This window comes from Cupriavidus sp. 86D6 (genome assembly GCF_057815095.1).
In genome coordinates, this window is record NZ_JBYPSB010000001.1 from 62,873 (window position 1) to 82,940 (window position 20,068).

General features: G+C 67.0%; 17 protein-coding genes. 13 read left to right on the top strand and 4 right to left on the bottom strand.

Annotated elements, in window-relative coordinates; translation table 11 throughout:
• Positions 1–79: 79 nt before the first annotated feature.
• Complete coding sequence (locus tag AC3G88_RS00280) at positions 80–658, bottom strand: CNP1-like family protein (RefSeq protein WP_400392328.1); 579 nt, start codon at positions 656–658, stop codon at positions 80–82.
• Positions 655–1,365: an RNA pyrophosphohydrolase gene (locus AC3G88_RS00285; RefSeq protein WP_487523489.1), complete on the bottom strand. Its 711-nt coding sequence runs from the start codon at positions 1,363–1,365 to the stop codon at positions 655–657. Before AC3G88_RS00285 ends, AC3G88_RS00280 begins: the two co-directional genes overlap by 4 nt.
• Before the next feature lie 196 nt (positions 1,366–1,561).
• On the opposite strand from AC3G88_RS00285, the gene AC3G88_RS00290 reads away from it, so the two are divergent.
• The 6 genes from AC3G88_RS00290 (at position 1,562) to AC3G88_RS00315 (ending at position 7,358) form a co-directional block, all read left to right on the top strand.
• A complete protein-coding gene (locus AC3G88_RS00290) occupies positions 1,562–3,283 on the top strand; it encodes a proline--tRNA ligase (protein ID WP_488773563.1) in 1,722 nt (573 codons plus the stop codon).
• A 15-nt stretch (positions 3,284–3,298) separates the two neighbouring features.
• Positions 3,299–4,060, top strand: coding sequence for a lytic transglycosylase domain-containing protein (locus AC3G88_RS00295; RefSeq protein WP_488773562.1), 762 nt, complete (start codon positions 3,299–3,301; stop codon positions 4,058–4,060).
• Complete coding sequence (locus AC3G88_RS00300; protein WP_488773561.1) at positions 4,057–4,998, top strand: 2OG-Fe(II) oxygenase; 942 nt, start codon at positions 4,057–4,059, stop codon at positions 4,996–4,998. The genes AC3G88_RS00295 and AC3G88_RS00300 overlap by 4 nt, the downstream gene beginning before the upstream one ends.
• Complete coding sequence (locus tag AC3G88_RS00305) at positions 4,962–5,810, top strand: helix-turn-helix domain-containing protein (protein ID WP_488773560.1); 849 nt, start codon at positions 4,962–4,964, stop codon at positions 5,808–5,810. Before AC3G88_RS00300 ends, AC3G88_RS00305 begins: the two co-directional genes overlap by 37 nt.
• 125 nt (positions 5,811–5,935) lie before the next feature.
• The gene (locus AC3G88_RS00310) at positions 5,936–6,607 is read left to right on the top strand and encodes a LysE family translocator (RefSeq protein ID WP_488773559.1); all 672 of its coding nucleotides are present in this window, start codon (positions 5,936–5,938) and stop codon (positions 6,605–6,607) included.
• A gap of 112 nt (positions 6,608–6,719) precedes the next feature.
• On the top strand, positions 6,720–7,358 hold the full coding sequence (locus tag AC3G88_RS00315) for a LysE family translocator (protein ID WP_488773558.1): 639 nt from the start codon (positions 6,720–6,722) through the stop codon (positions 7,356–7,358).
• A 24-nt stretch (positions 7,359–7,382) separates the two neighbouring features.
• Here the strand turns inward: AC3G88_RS00315 and AC3G88_RS00320 are convergent, their stop codons facing one another.
• Both AC3G88_RS00320 and ffh read right to left on the bottom strand, forming a co-directional pair.
• Complete coding sequence (locus tag AC3G88_RS00320; protein ID WP_400393685.1) at positions 7,383–7,925, bottom strand: hypoxanthine-guanine phosphoribosyltransferase; 543 nt, start codon at positions 7,923–7,925, stop codon at positions 7,383–7,385.
• Between the two features lie 50 nt (positions 7,926–7,975).
• A complete protein-coding gene (ffh, locus tag AC3G88_RS00325) occupies positions 7,976–9,367 on the bottom strand; it encodes a signal recognition particle protein (protein ID WP_153947219.1) in 1,392 nt (463 codons plus the stop codon).
• Between the two features lie 118 nt (positions 9,368–9,485).
• Between ffh and AC3G88_RS00330 the strand changes: the two genes are divergently transcribed.
• From AC3G88_RS00330 to AC3G88_RS00360, 7 genes are all read left to right on the top strand, one after another.
• Positions 9,486–10,430 (top strand): cytochrome C assembly family protein, encoded by a 945-nt coding sequence (locus AC3G88_RS00330; protein WP_488773557.1) that lies wholly within the window; start codon positions 9,486–9,488, stop codon positions 10,428–10,430.
• Between the two features lie 51 nt (positions 10,431–10,481).
• A complete protein-coding gene (locus tag AC3G88_RS00335; RefSeq protein WP_488773556.1) occupies positions 10,482–10,748 on the top strand; it encodes a PP0621 family protein in 267 nt (88 codons plus the stop codon).
• The gene (locus AC3G88_RS00340; protein ID WP_488773555.1) at positions 10,745–12,766 is read left to right on the top strand and encodes a sensor histidine kinase; all 2,022 of its coding nucleotides are present in this window, start codon (positions 10,745–10,747) and stop codon (positions 12,764–12,766) included. The genes AC3G88_RS00335 and AC3G88_RS00340 overlap by 4 nt, the downstream gene beginning before the upstream one ends.
• A 38-nt stretch (positions 12,767–12,804) precedes the next feature.
• Positions 12,805–14,481, top strand: a complete 1,677-nt coding sequence (locus tag AC3G88_RS00345) for a sigma-54-dependent transcriptional regulator (protein WP_488773554.1) — start codon at positions 12,805–12,807, stop codon at positions 14,479–14,481.
• A complete protein-coding gene (gene ampD, locus AC3G88_RS00350) occupies positions 14,474–15,085 on the top strand; it encodes a 1,6-anhydro-N-acetylmuramyl-L-alanine amidase AmpD (protein ID WP_488773553.1) in 612 nt (203 codons plus the stop codon). The genes AC3G88_RS00345 and ampD overlap by 8 nt, the downstream gene beginning before the upstream one ends.
• Positions 15,086–15,788: 703 nt before the next feature.
• Positions 15,789–18,737 (top strand): ribonucleoside-diphosphate reductase subunit alpha, encoded by a 2,949-nt coding sequence (locus AC3G88_RS00355; protein ID WP_488892925.1) that lies wholly within the window; start codon positions 15,789–15,791, stop codon positions 18,735–18,737.
• 137 nt (positions 18,738–18,874) lie between these two features.
• Positions 18,875–20,065, top strand: a complete 1,191-nt coding sequence (locus AC3G88_RS00360) for a ribonucleotide-diphosphate reductase subunit beta (RefSeq protein WP_153947226.1) — start codon at positions 18,875–18,877, stop codon at positions 20,063–20,065.
• The last annotated feature ends 3 nt before the right edge of the window (positions 20,066–20,068 follow it).

The following is a 20,068-nucleotide window of genomic DNA, read 5'->3' on the forward strand; positions in this document are numbered from 1 at the left end:
AGGGCCGGATCGGGCCGGAGCCCATGAAAAAAAGGCGAGTCCCGTCGGGTACTCGCCTTTTTTTGTGCTGAAGGGCCGGTCAGCGGCTGGGCGCGTAGGCCTTCAGGTCGCGGATCATTTGCTCCGGCTTGCCGGCCACCGTGCGGCCTTCGCAGAAGTAGTCAGTGGCCAGCGTGGCCGCATAGGCGTTGCGGGAGCGGGTCTGCATGCGGATCCACAGGTCGCGGTCCTCGCCCAGGTTCGGCACCCAGGCCGTGGCGCCCTTGGGCAGCGTGGCGTAGATGCGGCGCTCGAATGCATCGCAGCGCATGCCTTCATAGCTGACATTGCGGCCGCCGCCGGCGCTGGTGATGACCACCGTATAGCGCACCACGCGGTCCGGGCCGACCGAGATCGACTTCGGATCGACCATGAAGCGGAAGTCCGACGAATCGTTGACCTTGAACGGGATCAGGTCCGCATCCTGGGGCAGGGCCGGCAGCGCCGTCTGGACTTCCTTGAACGGCCGGTCCTCGAACGGGTTGATGAAGCCGCTGTCGGACGCCGGCTGTTCTTCCTCGGGCATGCCCTTGCTGGTGGTCTTGCAGCCGGCAAGCGCCAGGCAGGCTGCCGCCAGCAACAGGCCGGAGCGAAGACTCCGGCCGCTGAAACTAGTCATCCATGACTCCGTTTGTTGGTCGCCGGCTGGTCCGGCGAAAGAGAGGTTTCGGGCACGATGGCCGCCGCGTCCATGGCAGCCGTCTCATCGACGGCATGGGCGGGCTGGCCGTTGCCTGCGGTGGCCGCCTGCAAGGCCGCTGGCGCGGTCTCGGGCTGCCGGGGCGCACGCGCGCCCTCGCCGTGCCGGCCGTGTCCCATATGGTGATGCCCATAGGGGCTCAGCGGCACGCGTCCACGGTTCAGGAACCGCGACAGCTCGGTCAGCGCCAACTGGTAGACATCGCGCTTGAATTCGATCACGGCGTCGAGCGGTACCCAGTACTCGCTCCAGCGCCAGGCATCGAATTCCGGATGGTCGCTCGCGCGCAGGTGGATGTCGCAATCGCGACACACCATGCGCAGCAGAAACCAGATCTGCTTCTGGCCCTTGTAGTGGCCGCGGATCTCGCGGCGAATGAACTTGTCCGGCACCTCATAACGCAGCCAGTCGCGCGTGCGACCGACGATCCTGACGTGCTCCGGAAGCAGCCCGACTTCTTCTTGCAGCTCGCGGAACATGGCCTGTTCCGGCGTCTCGCCGTACTTGATGCCACCTTGCGGAAACTGCCAGGAGTGTTCGCCGATTCGCTTGCCCCAGAAAACCTCGTTACGTGCGTTGATGAGGATGATGCCGACGTTCGGGCGAAAGCCTTCACGATCGAGCATGACTGCACCTCGAATCCTTTAGAATTACGTCGATTATAAGGGATGCGCGCGCGTCGGCCCGACCCCGGGAATGCTGGTTTTCCCGAGCAGATGGGCAGTTTCAGGCGCGTCCCCCCGTGAACCGAAAGTCCTATGCTGCCGTCCGGCGGCGCGGCCGATACGGCCCGCCACGACCAGCCTTACGAGAAACCAACGGATGAAAGCCTCGCATTTCTTCATTTCCACCCTCAAGGAAGCCCCCGCCGACGCGGAAATCGTGTCGCACAAACTGATGATGCGGGCCGGCATGATCAAGAAGCTGGGCGCCGGGATCTACAGCTACATGCCGGTGGGCCTGCGGGTGATCCGCAAGGTGGAGAACATTGTTCGCGAGGAAATGAACCGCGCCGGCGCCGTGGAACTGCTGATGCCGGTGGTCCAGCCGGCCGAGCTGTGGCAGGAAACCGGCCGCTGGGACAAGATGGGCCCCGAGCTGCTGCGCCTGAAAGACCGCCACGAGCGCGACTTCGCCATGCAGCCGACGTCGGAAGAGGTGGTCACCGACATCGCCCGGGGCGAAATCCGCAGCTACAAGCAGCTGCCGGTGAACTTCTATCAGATTCAGACCAAGTTCCGCGACGAGCGCCGTCCGCGCTTCGGCATCATGCGCGGCCGCGAATTCACGATGAAGGACGCCTATTCGTTCGACCGTGACGTCGAGGGCCTGAAGGTCTCGTACCAGAAGATGTACGACGCCTACCAGCGCATTTTCACGCGTTTCGGCCTGGAATTCCGCGCCGTGGCGGCCGATAACGGCGCCATCGGCGGCTCCGGCTCGCACGAATTCCACGTGATCGCCGACACCGGCGAAGACGCCATCGTCTATTGCCCCACGTCGGATTACGCCGCCAACATGGAAGCCGCCGAGGCGCTGCCGCTCACGGCCCAGCGCGCCGCGCCGGCCGAGGCCCTGGCCAAAACGTCCACGCCGGGCAAGGCCAAGTGCGAGCACGTGGCCGAATTCCTGGGCATGCCGCTGGACCGCACGGTCAAGTCCATCGTGCTGGCCACCGATGGCGATGCCGGCGCGCAGATCTGGCTGCTGCTGATCCGTGGCGACCACGAACTGAACGAGGTCAAGGCGTCGAAGGTGCCGGGCCTGGCCGAATTCCGATTTGCCACCGAGACCGAGATTGTCGATGCGTTTGGCTCGCCCCCGGGCTACCTGGGCCCGATCGGCACGAAGAAGCCCGTCAAGGTGGTGGCTGACCGCACCGTGGCCAACATGGCCGATTTCTGCTGCGGCGCCAACGAGCGCGACTACCACTACACCGGCGTGAACTGGGGCCGCGACCTGCCCGAGCCGGTGGTGGCGGACCTGCGCAACGTGGTGGCCGGCGACGCGTCGCCGGACGGCAAGGGCACGCTGGAAATCTGCCGCGGCATCGAGGTGGGCCACGTTTTCATGCTGGGTACCCGCTATTCGGAGTCGATGAATGCCGTGTTCCTGGACGAAACCGGCAAGAACCAGCCGATGCAGATGGGTTGCTATGGCATTGGCGTCACCCGGATCCTGGGCGCGGCCATCGAGCAGAACTATGACGAGCGCGGCATCATCTGGCCGGCGTCGATTGCCCCGTTCGCGGTGGTGGTGTGCCCGGTCGGCTATGACCGCAACGAAGCCGTGAAGGCCGAGGCCGACCGCATCCATGCCGAACTGCTGGCAGCCGGCGTGGACGTGATCCTGGACGACCGCGGCGAGCGCCCGGGCGTGATGTTTGCCGATTGGGAACTGATCGGCGTGCCGCATCGCGTGGTGGTGGGCGACCGTGGCCTCAAGGAAGGCAAGGTCGAATACCAGGGCCGCCGCGATGCACAGGCTACTCCCGTAGCCGTGACCGACGTGGTGGCGCACGTGCGCCACCTGCTCGCCAGCTAAGCGACGGTCGACGTCATGCGCGCCGCTGGCCTGCCGATGTCCCGCCGCTGGGCTGCCGCCCTGGCCGCCGGCGTGTTATGTGCCGCATTATCCACGGCAGCCCGGGCCGGGGCACAAAAGGAAGAGGCGCTGGCCGATTCCGTGCGGGGCGCGCTGGCGGCGGCGATTGCCGATAACCGGCCGGTGCGGCCGACGTTCGCGTCGGGCGGCGAGAAGCTCGGCTATCTGAAATGGCTGGGCGAGATGTCGCGCCGGCTGGAATCGAAGCTGCCCGACCCGCAGACGCGGGTCGAACTGATCGAGACCGTCTATTACGAGGCCAAGCGCGCCGGGCTGGAGCCGTCGCTGGTGCTGGGCCTGGTGCAGGTGGAAAGCGGCTTCCGCAAGTACGCCATCAGTTCGGCCGATGCGCGTGGGCTGATGCAGGTGATGCCGTTCTGGGTACGCTCGATCGGCGACGGTGACACCCGCAAGCTGTTCCACCTGCAGAGCAACCTGCGTTACGGGTGCACCATCCTGCGCCACTATCTGGATCGCGAGAACGGCGACCTGTTCCTGGCGCTGGGCCGGTACAACGGCAGCCGTGGCCGTCCCGAGTATCCGAATGCGGTGCTGGGGGCCTGGAAACGCTGGCAGTATTCCGAGGCCACGGTCACGATTGCTGGCGACCCGGACGGCGCGGCCCCGGCGGCCACGGCGCCGGCACGCCGCACGCTGCCGCCCGAATCGCCCGCGCGCAACCCGTTCTCGCCCCAGCGGCTGTCCAATCCGTCATGACACGTGAGTCCCGCGCAGGGTATTGCGCCACGTCTCCCGAGCTCGAACTATGGCTGGCACGCCATATCGAGCAGGGCTTCGATGCCGAATCGCTGGTGCTGTCGATGCTGCGGTCGGGCTACGACGCCACGTTTGCCCGCGATACCGTCAATGGCGCGCTGGGCCATCGCCCGCCCGCCCGGCAGGTGCCGGCGCCCGCGCCGGGGGTGACGCGCGCGGCGGTGCAGCCTGCGGGGGCTGCGGCCACGGCGGCAACCAAGGCGGCAGAGGCGGCGGAAGCAGCCATGCCGGCCGCCGGCCGCAACGCGTTTCGCCACGAAGGGCGCGAGGTGCCTATCCTGTTTGCGCTGGAGGCGCCGCGCATCCTGCTGTTGCAGAATCTGCTCGACGGTACCGAATGTGATGCGTTGATCACGCTGGCGCGCGACCGCCTGCAGCGTTCGCCCGTGGTCAATCCCGACACCGGCGACGAAAACCTGATCGACGCCCGCACCAGCATGGGGGCGATGTTCCAGGTGGGCGAGCATGCGCTGATCCAGCGGATCGAGGCGCGCATTGCCGCCATCACCGGCTTGCCGGTCGAGCACGGCGAAGGCCTGCAAATCCTCAACTACAAGCCCGGCGGCGAGTATCAGCCGCATTTCGATTTCTTCAACCCGCAGCGCCCCGGCGAAGCGCGCCAGTTGCGCGTGGGCGGCCAGCGCGTGGCCACGCTGGTGATCTACCTGAACAGCCCGCCGGCCGGTGGCGCCACGGCGTTTCCGCGTCTTGGGCTCGAAGTGGCGCCGGTCAAGGGCAACGCGGTGTTGTTCCATTACAAGCAGCCCGACGGCACGCTCGACGACCGTACGTTGCATGCCGGCCTGCCCGTGGAATCGGGCGAAAAGTGGATCGCCACCAAATGGCTGCGCGAGCAACCGTATCGCAGCCGGGGCTGAGCCGCGTCTGGTTCGACCCGGCGCTGCCGGTCGTCGAAAGCCGGCGCGCCTGCGATAGCCGGGCCGCTTATCTGCCACACACGCATCCCACGCTGTCGGTAGGTGCCGTCGATGGCGGCGCCAGTGTCTTCAGTCATGACCTGCGCGGTGCGCGCCACGACACCCGGCTGGCCCCGGGCGCAGTGGTGTGGGTGCCCGCCGGCTGCGTGCATGCCTGCAACCCGGTGCCCGACGGGCGCTGGAGCTACCAGATGATCCACGTCGATGCGGCATGGGCCGATGCGGTGCTCGACGAAGCGGGCAGGGCCCGGGTACGCCGGGTGCACGTCAGCGCAGACGCCGAGTCCTACGCACTGGTCTGCGCGCTGAACGCCACGCTGTTTTCGGAGGTCGACCTGGTGGAAAAGGAGGCGGCCCTGGTGGCGTTCGTGGGAGATATGCAAGGCTGGCTCGGGCAGCCTCGCCAGCGGCACGGCGTGCCCGACGATGGCCCGCCAGCCGATGGCCGGCTCGATCGCGTCACCGCGCTGCTGCACGACCGCCATGGCGACGCACTGCCGCTGGCCGAACTGGCCGTGGTGGCGGGCATGAGCCGCTACCAGTTGATCCGCCATTTCCGGGCCCGGTTCGGCATGACGCCACATGCGTTCCAGATCGACATCCGCATTCAGCACGCGCGCCGGCTGCTGCGTCGCGGCGATGCGCCGGCCGACGTGGCCCAGCAGCTCGGGTTTGCCGACCAGAGCCACTTCCATCGCGCGTTCCGCCAGCGGGTGGCACTGACGCCGCGCGCGTATCAGCGGGCCGGTTAGCCGGCGAGCGGCCTTTCAGGCGGCCTGCCGTCTTTCCGCGCGCCCGCGCAATTTTCTTCAATCCTTGCCGCGCCGATCCAGCCAGACTGCCGCCTTTGCAGGTGCATACCGGCTGGGAGGCGAGGATGGCATTCGATCAGGCATCGTGGCAGCAGTTTGCGATGGTGGCCGGCGCGCACGGGTTGGCGCTGCTGAGTCCAGGGCCCGATTTCTTTCTGGTGTTGCGTGCGTCGATGGTCGATGGCGTGCGCAGCGCCACCGGCGTGTGCCTGGGCATCGCGCTGGGCAACGGCGTCTATATTGTGCTGGCGCTCGCCGGTCTGGCCGCCACGGCTGGCATGCATGGCCTGTTCGGCGCGCTGCAGTGGGCCGGTTGCGCCTATCTGGGGTGGATGGGATGGAAATTCCTGCGCGCGCGCGGCGCCGTGCGGCTGCCGTCCGGCCCTGGCGATGCCGCCGATGCCCTGGGGGCGTCGGGCGGAATGACCGGGCCCGCCTATCTGGCGCAGGTCGGCACAGGGTTTCTGTCGGCAGTCCTCAATCCGAAGAACGGACTGTTCTACGCCAGCCTGTTTGCGGTGCTGGCGGGGCAGTCTACGCCGCTGGCCACCCAGGCGGCCTATGGGGTGTGGATGCTCGGGGCGGTCCTGCTGTGGGACATCGCCGTGGCGGCCGCTGTGCGCCACCCGGCCGTGATGCGGCGCTTTGTCCGGTCGGTGCGCACCGTGGAGCGGGCGACCGGCGTCGTGCTGTGGGGCATGGCCGTGGCGGTCGCGATCCATGCCGCCGGACGGTAGCCCACAGGCGTGACCAATGCCGTACCGGCAGCTTTCGCCCCAACTGTATCGGTACTGTACTTAGCAGTGTCCTTAGACTGAGCGCCTGTTTTCGATTTTCTGGAGCGCCGTCATGGCTCTGACCCTGCCCCCCGAATTTGCCGCCAGTACCGGCGCGTTGATGGCCTACAGCGCCTTCGTGCTGGTTTCGTCGATCACCCCGGGCCCGAACAACACGATGCTGTTGGCCTCGGGTGTGAACTTCGGCCTGCGCCGTACGGTGCCGCACCTGCTCGGCATCTGCATCGGCATGGTGGTCATGATGGTCATCGTGGGGCTGGGCCTGGGCTCGGTGTTCACGGCGATTCCGTGGACGTGGAGCGTGCTGCGCGTCGCCGCTACCGCCTACCTGGTCTGGCTGGCGTGGAAGCTGGCCACGGCGGGCGGGCTGCAGGACCGCGAGGTGGCGCAGCCGATGACCTTCCTGCGCGCGGCGGCGTTCCAGTGGGTGAATCCGAAAGCCTGGGTGATGGCGGTGGGCGCCTGCAGCGCCTATGTGCTGCATCCGAACCTGTGGACCAACGCGGCCCTGATGGCGGTGCTGTGCGGAGTGGTGAACCTGCCCAGCATCACGACGTGGGCGGTGTTCGGCGCGGCATTGCGCCGCTGGCTGGCAAATCCGCGCGTGCTGCGCGTATTCAATGTGACGATGGCGATACTTTTACTGGCATCGCTCTGGCCCATCCTGGGCGCCCACCCGCGCGGGGCGTAGCGCCAGGACGGCGACCCGTGCGGTTCAGACCAGGGCGCGGATGGCCCCAAGGTTGCGCCAGTAGCCCTTGACGTCCATGCCGCAGCCGAACACATAGCGGTCGGGCACCTGGAAGCCGCAGAAGTCTGGGTGCATCGGCTTGAGCTTGGTCAGCGTCTTTTCGCACAGCACGGCGGCGTGGAATTCCCTGGCGCCCATGTCCATGATGCGCTGGCGGATGGCCGCCATGGTCTCGCCTTCGTCGAGGATGTCGTCGAGCACCAGCACCACGCGATCCTTGACCGATTCGCGCGGCGCCACGCGCCATTGCATCTCGCCGCCCACCGTCTTGTTGTTGTAGCGCGACAGGTGGATGTAGTCGAATTCCAGCGGGAACTGCAGCTTGGGCAGCAGCATGCCCGTGAACACCACGGCGCCGCCCATCACGGACAGCACCAGCGGGAAGTCGTTGCCCATCTTGTCGGTAATCTCGCTGGCCATGCGGTCCAGCGAGTCCTGCACCTCCTGGGCGCTGACGATTTCCTCGGAGCTGGCCCAGAGTTCGCGGGCCTGATCGGCGGTCATCATGATCGGTGTCCTGTTACTTGTCTTTTGCGGGAATCAGGGTAGGGGGCGGGTCAGCGGTTGAAGAGGCCCTTCATGCCGCCCTTCATGGCACCCATCTGGCGCATCATCTTCATCATGCCGCCGCCCTTGAGCTTCTTCATCATGCCCTGCATCTGGTCGAACTGGTTCAGCAGGCGGTTCACTTCCTGCACCGGCACGCCGGCGCCCGCCGCGATGCGGCGCTTGCGGCTGGCCTTGATCAGTTCCGGCTTGGCGCGTTCGGCGGCGGTCATGCTGTTGATGATGCCCTCCATGCGGCGCACCTGCTTTTCGGCCTGGTCCATGTTGGCGCCCTGCGCCTGCTGCGCAAACTGGGCCGGCAGCTTGTCGACCAGGCTGCCCAGGCCGCCCATCTTCTTCATCTGGCCGATCTGTGCCTTGAAGTCTTCGAGGTCGAAACCGCCCGTCTTCTTGATCTTCTTGGCCAGCTTCTCGGCCGCTTCCATGTCCACGCCGCGCTGGGCTTCCTCCACCAGCGCGAGGATGTCGCCCATGCCCAGAATGCGCTGGGCCATGCGGTCAGGATAGAAGGGCTCCAGGCCGTCGAGCTTTTCGGCCACGCCGACGAACTTGATCGGCCGGCCGGTGATGTGACGGACGGACAACGCGGCACCACCCCGGGCGTCGCCGTCCAGCTTGGTCAGCACCACGCCGGTCAGCGGCAGGGCGTCGTTGAACGCCTTGGCCGTGTTCACGGCGTCCTGGCCGAGCATGGCGTCGACCACGAACAGTGTCTCGGCGGGCTTCAGTTCGGCGTGCAGGGCGGCGATTTCCTGCATCATCGCCTCGTCGATACCAAGCCGGCCGGCCGTATCGACGATCAGCACGTCGTGGTAGTGCTTGCGGGCCCAGTCCAGCGCCGCACGGGCGATGTCCACCGGCTTCTGGTCGGGCTGCGACGGGAAGAAGTCCGCGCCCACCTGTTCGGACACGGTCTTGAGCTGCGCGATGGCGGCGGGGCGATACACGTCGCACGACACCGTCAGCACTTTCTTTTTCTTGTTTTCCTTGAGCCACTTGGCCAGCTTGCCGGATGTCGTGGTCTTGCCCGCACCCTGCAGGCCCGCCATCAGGATCACGGCGGGCGGCTGGACGTTCAGGTTCAGCTCGGTAATCTTCGGGTCGGCAATGGCGTCGTCACCGCCGATGATCGCGGTCAGCTCGCGCTGCACCACGCCGACCAGGGCCTGTCCTGGCGTCAGGCTGGTGACCACGTCCTCGCCAAGCGCCTTTTCCTTGACGCGGGCGATGAAGTCACGCACGACCGGCAGCGCCACGTCGGCTTCGAGCATGGCAAGGCGCACTTCGCGCAGCATCTCGGCGGTGTTGGCCTCGGTCAGTCGGGCCTCGCCGCGCATGGTCTTGACGACCCGCGCCAGGCGTTGTGTGAGGTTATCCAGCATGGCAGAAAAGGGGAGGAAATCGGCTTAGATGCGGGGCGCAGCCGGCTCGGGGCAAGAGGGTGTGGCGGGAATCCCATCGCCAGAACCACCCGTGATGGCACTAAGGTAAACTGCGCAAATGGCCATTGTACTGTATGCCTTGACGGCAATTCTCTACTGCGGCCTGGCCTTTCACGGCTGGGCGACGCGCAACCCGCAACTGGCGGCAGCCGGCGGGGCGACGGTCGGGCCATCCGGGCGTCCAGGCGGCGGCGCCACGGCGGTGCTGATGCCATCGCCCACGCCCCACGGCGGGCGCATCGACGGCCAGCCGGCCTGGTGGCATGGGCTGGTGCTGGCCGCGCTGGTCAGCCACGGCGTGCTGCTGCACGAAACCATTTTCCCGGCCGACCACATGATGTTCGGCTTCGCCTTCGCGCTGTCGGCCATGCTCTGGCTGGGCGTGGGTATCTACTGGATCGAGAGTTTCTTCTTCTCGCTGGCCGGGCTGGGGCTGATCGTGTTCCCGGTGGCGATGCTGGCCAGCCTGATGCCGCTCGCGTTTCCGGGGGCGCAGATCCTGGGCTACGCGGCGCGGCCGCTGTTCAAGCTGCATTTCGTGATCGCCAACGTGGCCTACGGGCTGTTCACGCTGGCTGCCTTTCATGCCTTCCTGATGCTGCTGGCAGAGCGCCGCCTGCATGGCTTTACCCGCCCGGCGGCGGGCGAGGCGGCGTCCGGGCAGTGGCTGGGCCGCTGGCTGGACCTGCTGCCGCCGCTGCTGACGCTCGAAAAGCTGCTGTTCCGCCTGATCTCGGCCGGCTTCGTGCTGCTGACGCTGACCATCGCGTCGGGCTTCCTGTTCTCGGAGCAGCTGTTCGCCCGCGCATTCCGGGTGGATCACAAGACCGTCTTCGCGATCATCTCCTGGCTGATGTTCGGCGGCATCCTGATCGGCCGGCACTTCCGGGGCTGGCGTGGCCGCACGGCGCTGCGCTGGGTCATCGCGTCGTTCGGCATCCTGCTGCTGGCCTATGTGGGCAGCCGCTTCGTGATCGAAGTGGTGCTGCACCGGATCACCTGACCGGACCCATCGTCCTTTCTCCAGGCCAACCCGTTCCCGTATTTCCGATCCATGGCAAGAATCTTCATCCTGCTGGCTGTCGTGCTGGGCGTCCTCTGGTGGCTGCGCCAGCGTGCCAGCGCACACCAGGCATCCGATGGGGGACGGCGCGACGCCGCCGCCGGCCGCGAACCGGCGAGCCCGGAGGCCGCTCAGCCGATGGTGCAATGTGCGCAATGCGGCGTGCACCTGCCGCGCACTGACGCCATTGCCTGGCAGGGGCAGCACTACTGCCGGCGCAGCCACCTGCCCGATTCGGCCGGCGAGGGCGGGGCATGAAGCGGCGGGCGTCGGTCTGGTCCCGGTTGAGCGGCTGGCATACGCTGTCCGATCTCTGGCGCCAGCCCGAGCCGCCCGACTTCCACTGGCGCCTGCTGCGCTACTTCTGCTGGACCCGCGCCACCGTGGCCGTGCTGCTGCTGGGCTACGCCTGGCTGCCGCTGGAGCGTGGCGGTGCCGGCGTGGCCGTGGCGGACCTGGCGGCCAGTGCGCGCACGGCCGCCGCGATTCCCGTGGTGGTGCCATACCTGTGCATCGGACTGGCCACGCTGCTGGGCACGTTATGGCGGCGCCATTTCCATGTGCGGGTGCGCGCGCAGGTCATCGTCGACCTGGCGCTGCTGGCTGCCATCTATTTGGTGCTGGGCCGCAGCGGCAATCACGGCGAGGGGCTGGCGATGATTTTCCTGCTGCCCGCGCTGGAGGCCGGGGCGCTGACCAGCCTGATGTTCGCGCTGCTGACCGCCGCGGTGTCGGCCATGCTGGTGATGGCCAATCCGTTCGTCCAGACGTTGCTGGTGCGCCAGGCCGACGCCAACCTGCTGGGCTCGGGCCTGTTCGGGCTGGTGTTCATGATCGCCGCGCTGCTGATGTACATGCTGGCGAACCGCCAGCTCGCGCAGGAACAGCTGGCGCTGGCGCGCGAGCAGGAACTGCGCATGCAGCAGCTGGTGAACCGGCTGATGGTGAACGACATGCAGGACGGCGTGATGCTGGTGCGCGCCCACGGCGCGGTGGTGGCCGCCAACCCGGCGGCGTTCGTGCTGCTGGGCGTGCAGCCGCACGAGCGGGTCAGGCAGGGCCAGGTGCGCGCGGGCGAGCGCGACAACGTGCTGTTCGACCTGCGCCGCATCCCGCGCCTGCAGCCGTTGATGGAGATGCTGCGCGACTGGATCCAGCGCAAGGACGACGTGCCGCGCATCCTGCAGCTTCTGCCGCTGCCGTCGCGCCCGACGGCCAGCCGGACGCCGATGCTGCACACCCGGCTGCGCCTGCGCTTCGTGCTGCCGGGCCTGGCCGGGCTGCGGGCCACGCTGAACGGTGTGTCGTCGCTGGGGGGCGATACCACGGGCCTGCACGACATGTCGGCCGAAGGCGCGGCACGGCTGCGTCTGGCGATTGCCCAGAACGAGGCCATGGCCTGGAGCCCGGAAGACGAGACGCTGCTGCGCAGCGAGATGCGCGACACGGTGCTGGTCCATATCGAAAGCTGGGAGCGGATCGCCGAGCAGGTGCAGCAGGAAAAACTGGCGGCCATGGGCCGGCTGGTGGCCAGCGTGGCGCACCAGATCCGCAATCCGCTGGCTGCCATCAGCCAGGCCAACGAGCTGCTGGCCGATTCGGGCGGCGGCGAGGGTTCCGCCATCGATGCCCGGCTGCTGCGCATCATCAGCGACAACGTGCGCCGGCTGGACCAGGTGGTGTCCGACGTGCTGCAGTTGTCGCGCCGCCCCAAGGCCGGCCATAGCGCGGTGGATCTGGGGCAGGCGCTGCCCGAGATCGTCGATCGCTGGCGGCTGGAGATGCGCTCGCGCGCCGGCGCCCGCGCCGAGGTCAATCCCAATGCGGTGCGCGTGGCCGTGGACCTGCAGGGGCCGGTGATCTTCGATGCCTCGCAGCTGCAACAGGTGCTGGGCAACCTGCTCGACAACGCCTGGCGCTACTGCAGCCGGCTGCCGGGATCGATCCGGCTGCTGGCCCACGCGCTGGACCAACACCACGCCGAACTGATCGTCTGGAACGATGGGGCCGAGGTCACGCGCGAGCAGCAGCGCAGTCTGTTCGAGCCGTTCTTCACCAGCAATCCGCAGGGTACCGGGCTGGGCCTGTTCATGGCGCGCGAACTCTGCGGGGCGAACGACGCCCAGGTGCGATACGGGGCGATCGTGCTCGACGCGTTGCTGGATCGCACCGGCATGCTGGCGGGCGGGGCTCGCGATACACTGCCGGCCAAGGCATTCGTGCTGACGATGCGCATCGAGACCCCCGACGTGGTCGATGCGGCCATCGCCGGCTAGTTCGCATCGCCACAACAACAACCGGACATCCCTTCGTCATGCCACCCAGACCGCCCGCCCCCGCCCCGATTCTCGTCATCGACGACGAGGCCGACCTGCGCGAGCTGCTGGACATTTCGCTGCGCCGCATGGGCCATGACGTGGTGATGGCCGGTTCGCTGGCCGAGGCGCGCCTGCGCCTGGCCGAGCGCCGCTACAGCCTGGTGCTGACCGACATGCGCCTGGGCGACGGGCTGGGCATCGACATCGTGCGCCAGCTGTCGGCGTCGCCCGAGCGGACGCCGGTGGCGGTGATCACGGCCTATGGCAGCGCCGACAACGCCGTGGATGCGCTGAAGGCGGGCGCATTCGACTACATCGCCAAGCCGGTTTCGCTGGAACAACTGCGCACGCTGATCCTGAACGCGCTGGGGCGGCAACACCGCGCGCCGGCCGATGGCGGCAGCCCGGCGGAGTCGTCGGAACTGGCCGACCGCGCGGCGCAGCTGCTGCCCGGCGTGTCGGCGGCCGTCAGCGAGGTGCGGCGCTCGCTGTCGCGGCTGGCGCGCAGCATGGCGCCCGTGGTGATCAGCGGAGAGTCCGGCAGCGGCAAGGAGCGCGCCGCGCGCGCCATCCACGCCATCAGCGCCCGGTCGGCGCACCCGTTCGTGGCCGTGAACTGTGGCGCGATCCCCGAAACGCTGATGGAGTCGGAGTTCTTCGGCTACGTGAAGGGCGCCTTCACGGGCGCCGACGCCGAGCGCGGGGGCTTCTTCCAGGCCGCCCATGGCGGCACGCTGATGCTGGACGAGGTGGCCGACCTGCCGCTGGCCATGCAGGTCAAGCTGCTGCGCGCGCTGCAGGAACGCCGCGTGCGCAAGATCGGCGCCAGCAAGGAAGACAGCGTGGACGTGCGCGTGATGTGCGCGAGCCACAAGGATCTGGCCGCGATGGTGGCGGCCGGCCTGTTCCGGCAGGACTTGTACTACCGGCTCAACGTGCTGGAACTGCGCATGCCGACGCTGCGCGAGCGCAGCGAGGACGTGCCCGTGCTGGCGCATGCCATCCTGGAGCACCTGGCCACGCGTTATGGCGACGCCCATCCCAAGCGGCTGTCGCGCGCCGCGCTGGAGCGCCTGGCGGCGTATCCGTTCCCGGGCAACGTGCGGGAACTGGAAAACCTGCTGGAGCGCGCCTACGCGTTTGCGGAGACCGACGAGATCGCCGTGGCCGATCTGGGGCCGCTCGACGCTGGCATGGAGCGCGCCAGCCTGTTGCAGGCGGGCATGCCGCCGATGCCTGCCGTCGCGCCCGCGCCGGCGCCGGCCGGCTATCACGCCTGGGGCAGTTCGACGACCTGGCCGGCCACCGGCGCAGCGCCATCGATGGGCGGTCTTTCCGAACGGGCGCCCGAACCCGGCGTGGATGCTGGCGAAGCCGGGCAGGGCGGCGACGGTGCGGCGACCGACCCGCTGGGCGCGGCGCTGGCCGACATCGAATTCCCGATCGACCTGCCCGCGCGGCTCGAAGCCGTGGAGCGCGCGCTGATCTTGCGAGCGCTGCGCCAGACCGGCTTCAACCGCACGGCTGCCGCGCCGCTGCTGGGCCTGAACTTCCGCCAGTTGCGCTACCGCATCCAGCAACTGGGCATTCGCGACGAGCGCGATGGCCGGGATGGCCGCGACCCCGCTGACGATGGCGAACCGCTGGCCGAGGGCGAGGGACGCGATGTCTGACGCGGCTGCCGGCGCCCGCGACTTCAGGCCCGACGCGCAAGGCTGGGTGCCCGCCGCCCGCCGCGTGCCGTCGCCGAATTTCGACGCCCGGCCCGACGGCGTGCCGCTGGACGTGGTGGTCATCCACAACATCAGCCTGCCGCCCGGCCAGTTCGGCACCGGTGACATCGAGGCGTTCTTCCAGAACCGGCTCGATGCGTCGCGCCATCCGTTCTTCGAGACCATCCGCGATGTGCGTGTGTCGGCCCACTTCCTGATCGCCCGTGACGGCGAACTGGTGCAGTTCGTGGCCTGCACGCAGCGCGCGTGGCATGCGGGGCAATCCGAATACTGCGGACGGCCACGCTGCAACGACTTCTCGATCGGCATCGAGATCGAGGGCGCCGACGACCAGCCGTTCACGCTGGTCCAGTACGACACCGCCGCCGCGCTGGTGGCCGGGCTGCGTGCCGCGTACGCGATCCAGGGCGTGGCGGGGCACAGCGACATTGCCCCTGGGCGCAAGACCGATCCGGGGCCGCATTTCGACTGGGACCGCTTCGTCAGGCTGGCGGGCCTGCCTGCCGCGCTGCTGCCCTATCGCCCGCAATCGGGGGATCGATAGATCGATGGGGTCGGCCGTATCGGCACGGCCGGGCGAATCTGTGTAGGGATATTCACTGTGTTGCACAAACGCCGCAAACGCCCCGTGGCATCAAAACGGGGAATGTGGCGCCGGCAAAACCTCACGCACCGTAGGGTGTCATCGCGATGAAAATTCCCTGTGCAGTTGCGTGTACGCCGCTTCATTTCGGCGCAAGGGCGGCTACAATCGCGCCCCCGGCGGTCGCGGGCGCGCCCCATCCTGGGTCACCTATCGGTGATCCATTCCCATTAAAAAATTTTCAGGATTTTGTGCGCCACCGAACGTGACGCCGCCAAGCCTTGAGGCAGCGCGCTTTGCGGGAATGTGGCGCCGCCGCACCGGGCGGCCAAGACCCCAGACCGCACTTGTCAAGACTGGTCATGTGGCCTCTTTTCACTATACTTAGGCCCAGTTTCGAACGGCACCACAACATCTAGTGGTGCTACCGGGGAACCGGCCGCAGGTGCAGCAATCGTCGCAGCAAGATGCGAGATTCACTGCACAGGGATTGGCGGGCCGGAGCAGTACCGAAAGTCCCTAGCAAAGTGTCCGCACAAGCAGTTTGGTTCGCATCTGGCATCGCCTGAATCAAGTGACTTATATAGCGCATTTTGCTAGGGACTTTGTCGTCTCAGTACAAGAACAGAAGTATTCATTTCAGGGTTAATACCGGAGTTACCTCATGCAAACGGCCCAAAACGAACAACAAACCACCGGCGTGACTGGCGCAACCGGCATCGGTGGCGCAGCAGCCGGTAGCTCGCAGCAGAGCCCTGCCGCTGCAGGTGTGTCGTACCAGGATTACAAGCTGATCCGCCGCAACGGCGCAGTGGTGGCGTTCGAGCCGAACAAGATTGCCGTGGCCGTGACCAAGGCCTTCCTGGCCGTCAACGGTGGCCAGGGCGCGGCATCGGCCCGCGTGCGCGAGCTGGTGGAACAACTGACGCAGTCCGTGGTGCGCGCGCTGGTGCGCAGCCGCCCGAATGGCGGCACCTTCCATATCGAGGACGTGCAGGACCACGTGGAACTGGCGCTGATGCGCTCGGGCGAGCATGAGGTGGCCCGTGCCTATGTGCTGTACCGCGAAAAGCGCACGCAGGAGCGCGCCCAGGCCAACGCACAGGCCGTGGCCCGCGTGCAGGAATCGGGTGCGTCGTTCAACGTGACGGACAACGGCGTCACGCGTCCGCTGGACCTGGCGGCGCTGCACGCGCTGATCGACAACGCCTGCAGCGGCCTGGGCAATGCCGTCAGCGCCGAGCCGATCCTGAAGGAAACGCTCAAGAACCTGTACGACGGCGTGCCGATGACGCAGGTCTACGACTCGGCCATCCTGGCCGCGCGTACGCTGATCGAGAAGGACCCGGCCTACAGCCAGGTGACCGCCCGCATCCTGCTGCACACGATCCGCAAGGAAATCCTGGGCGCCGAAGTGACCCAGGCCGAAATGTCGACGAAGTACGCCGAGTACTTCCCGAAGTTCATCGCCCGCGGCATCGAAGCTGAACTGCTCGACGAAAAGCTGGCCACGTACGACCTGGCCCGGCTGGGTGCCGCGCTGGACGCCTCGCGCGACTTCCAGTTCAACTACCTGGGCCTGCAGACGCTGTACGACCGCTACTTCCTGCACGTGGATGAAGTGCGCATCGAAATGCCGCAGGCATTCTTCATGCGCGTGGCCATGGGCCTGGCGCTGGAAGAAAAGGATCGCGAAGCCCGCGCCATCGAGTTCTACCAGCTGCTGTCGTCGTTCGACTTCATGTCGTCCACGCCCACGCTGTTCAACTCGGGCACGCGCCGCTCGCAGCTGTCGTCGTGCTACCTGACCACGGTGTCGGACGACCTGGAAGGCATCTACGAAGCCCTGAAGGAAAACGCGCTGCTGTCGAAGTTCGCCGGCGGCCTGGGCAACGACTGGACCAACGTGCGCGCGCTGGGCTCGCACATCAAGGGCACCAACGGCAAGTCGCAGGGCGTGGTGCCGTTCCTGAAGGTGGTCAACGACACGGCCGTGGCCGTGAACCAGGGCGGCAAGCGCAAGGGCGCGGTCTGCGCCTACCTGGAAACGTGGCACCTGGACATCGAGGAATTCCTGGAACTGCGCAAGAACACCGGCGACGACCGCCGCCGCACGCACGACATGAACACGGCCAACTGGATTCCGGACCTGTTCATGAAGCGCGTGATGGAAAACGGCGAATGGACGCTGTTCTCGCCGGCCACCTGCCCGGACCTGCACGACAAGGTCGGCAAGGCCTTCGAGCAGGCTTACCTGGGCTACGAAGCCAAGGCTGCCAACGGCGAACTGAAGCTGTTCAAGAAAGTGCCGGCCATGCAGCTGTGGCGGAAGATGCTGGGCATGCTGTTCGAGACCGGCCATCCGTGGATCACGTTCAAGGACCCGTGCAACATCCGCAGCCCGCAGCAGCACGTGGGTGTGGTGCATAGCTCGAACCTGTGCACGGAAATCACGCTGAACACGAACGAAAGCGAAATCGCCGTGTGCAACCTGGGTTCGGTGAACCTGGTGGCCCACCTGAAGCAGCAGGCCGACGGCACGCACGTGCTGGACCACGCCAAGCTGCAGAAGACGATCCGCACCGCGATGCGCATGCTCGACAACGTGGTCGACATCAACTACTACGCGGTGGAGAAGGCGCGCAATTCGAACCTGCGCCACCGTCCGGTGGGCATGGGCATCATGGGCTTCCAGGACTGCCTGCACGTGCTGCGCACGCCGTACGCCAGCGACGCCGCGGTGAAGTTCGCCGATACGTCGATGGAAGCGGTCTGCTACTACGCCTACCAGGCTTCGACCGAGCTGGCCGAAGAGCGCGGCCGCTACAGCACCTATGAAGGTTCGCTGTGGGACCGTGGCATCCTGCCGCAGGACTCGCTGAAGCTGCTGGCCGAAGAGCGTGGCGGCTACCTGGACGTGGACCTGTCGTCGACGATGGACTGGGACAGCCTGCGCGCCCGCATCAAGCAGCACGGCATGCGCAATTCGAACTGCATCGCGATCGCCCCGACCGCGACCATTTCGAACATCATCGGCGTGTCCGCCTGCACCGAGCCGACGTTCCAGAACCTGTACGTGAAGTCGAACCTGTCGGGCGAATTCACGGTGGTGAACGACTACCTGGTGCGCGACCTGAAGGACCGCGGCCTGTGGGACGAAGTGATGGTTGCCGACCTGAAGTACTTCGACGGTTCGCTGGCCCGCATCGACCGCATCCCGCAAGACCTGCGCGACATCTACGCCACGGCCTTCGAAGTGGAGCCGACCTGGCTGGTGGAGGCCGCAAGCCGCCGCCAGAAGTGGATCGACCAGGCCCAGTCGCTGAACATCTACATGGCCGGCGCATCGGGCAAGAAGCTGGACGACACGTACAAGCTGGCCTGGCTGCGTGGCCTGAAGACCACGTACTACCTGCGCACGATGGCCGCCACGCACGTGGAGAAGTCCACCGTGACGCGCGGTTCGCTGAACGCGGTGTCGTCGGGCGCGGACGGCCAGTCGGCCATCGACGCGGCCGCCGCCGCGGCCCCGGCCATGCCGGAAGCCGAAGGCGCGGTCTGCCCGATGCGTCCGGGCGACCCCGGCTTCGAAGAGTGCGAAGCCTGCCAGTAACGTCATACCAACCCCCTCGGTTTTCACCCCTCTCCCGCATGCGGGAGAGGGGCCGGGGGAGAGGGCCGGCGCATCCTGACCCGGATGCGTGATGCTGGCCACCAGCCGCCCCTAATCGAATCATCGGAGAACACAACATGCTGAGCTGGGACGACGACGTTCAAGCCACGCCGCAAGCTGCGCCGCAGCCTGCCCTGCAACCCGCCGCGCCGTCCGCCACGCCCGACCAGCAAGGCGTGCTGCCGCCGGCCGCCACCGCGCCGACGGGCATCCTCGGCAACAACCCGAACGCCGCCGCCGCCCAGAGCACGCGCCGCGTGAACGCCGCCGACAAGCGCGTGATCAACGGCGCCACGGACGTGAACCAGCTGGTGCCGTTCAAGTACAAGTGGGCCTGGGAAAAGTACCTGGCCGGCTGCGCCAACCACTGGATGCCGCAGGAAATCAACATGTCGCGCGACATCGCCCTGTGGAAGGACCCGAACGGTCTGACCGAGGACGAGCGCCGCATCATCAAGCGCAACCTGGGCTTCTTCGTGACGGCCGACTCGCTGGCCGCCAACAACATCGTGCTGGGCACCTACCGCCAGATCACGGCGCCGGAATGCCGCCAGTACCTGCTGCGCCAGGCCTTCGAAGAGGCGATCCACACGCACGCGTACCAGTACATCGTGGAATCGCTGGGCCTGAACGAGGCCGAGATCTTCAACGCGTACCATGAAGTGCAGTCGATCCGCGACAAGGACGAGTTCCTGATCCCGTTCATCGACACGCTGACCGATCCGTCGTTCAAGACCGGCACGCCGGAGAACGACCAGAAGCTGCTGAAGAGCCTGATCGTCTTCGCCTGCATCATGGAAGGGCTGTTCTTCTACGTGGGCTTCACGCAGATCCTGGCCATGGGTCGCCAGAACAAGATGACCGGTGCCGCCGAGCAGTACCAGTACATCCTGCGCGACGAATCGCTGCACTGCAACTTCGGCATCGACCTGATCAACCAGATCAAGCTCGAGAACCCGCACCTGTGGACGCCCGAGTTCAAGGCCGAGATCACCGAACTGTTCAAGAAGGCCGTGGATCTGGAATACCGCTACGCCGAGGACACCATGCCGCGCGGCGTGCTGGGTCTGAACGCGCCGATGTTCAAGGGCTACCTGCGCTACATCTGCAACCGCCGTTGCCAGCAGATCGGCCTGGACCAGCTGTTCCCGAACGAGGAAAACCCGTTCCCGTGGATGAGCGAGATGATCGACCTGAAGAAGGAGCGCAACTTCTTCGAAACGCGCGTGATCGAGTACCAGACCGGCGGCGCGTTGTCGTGGGACTGACCG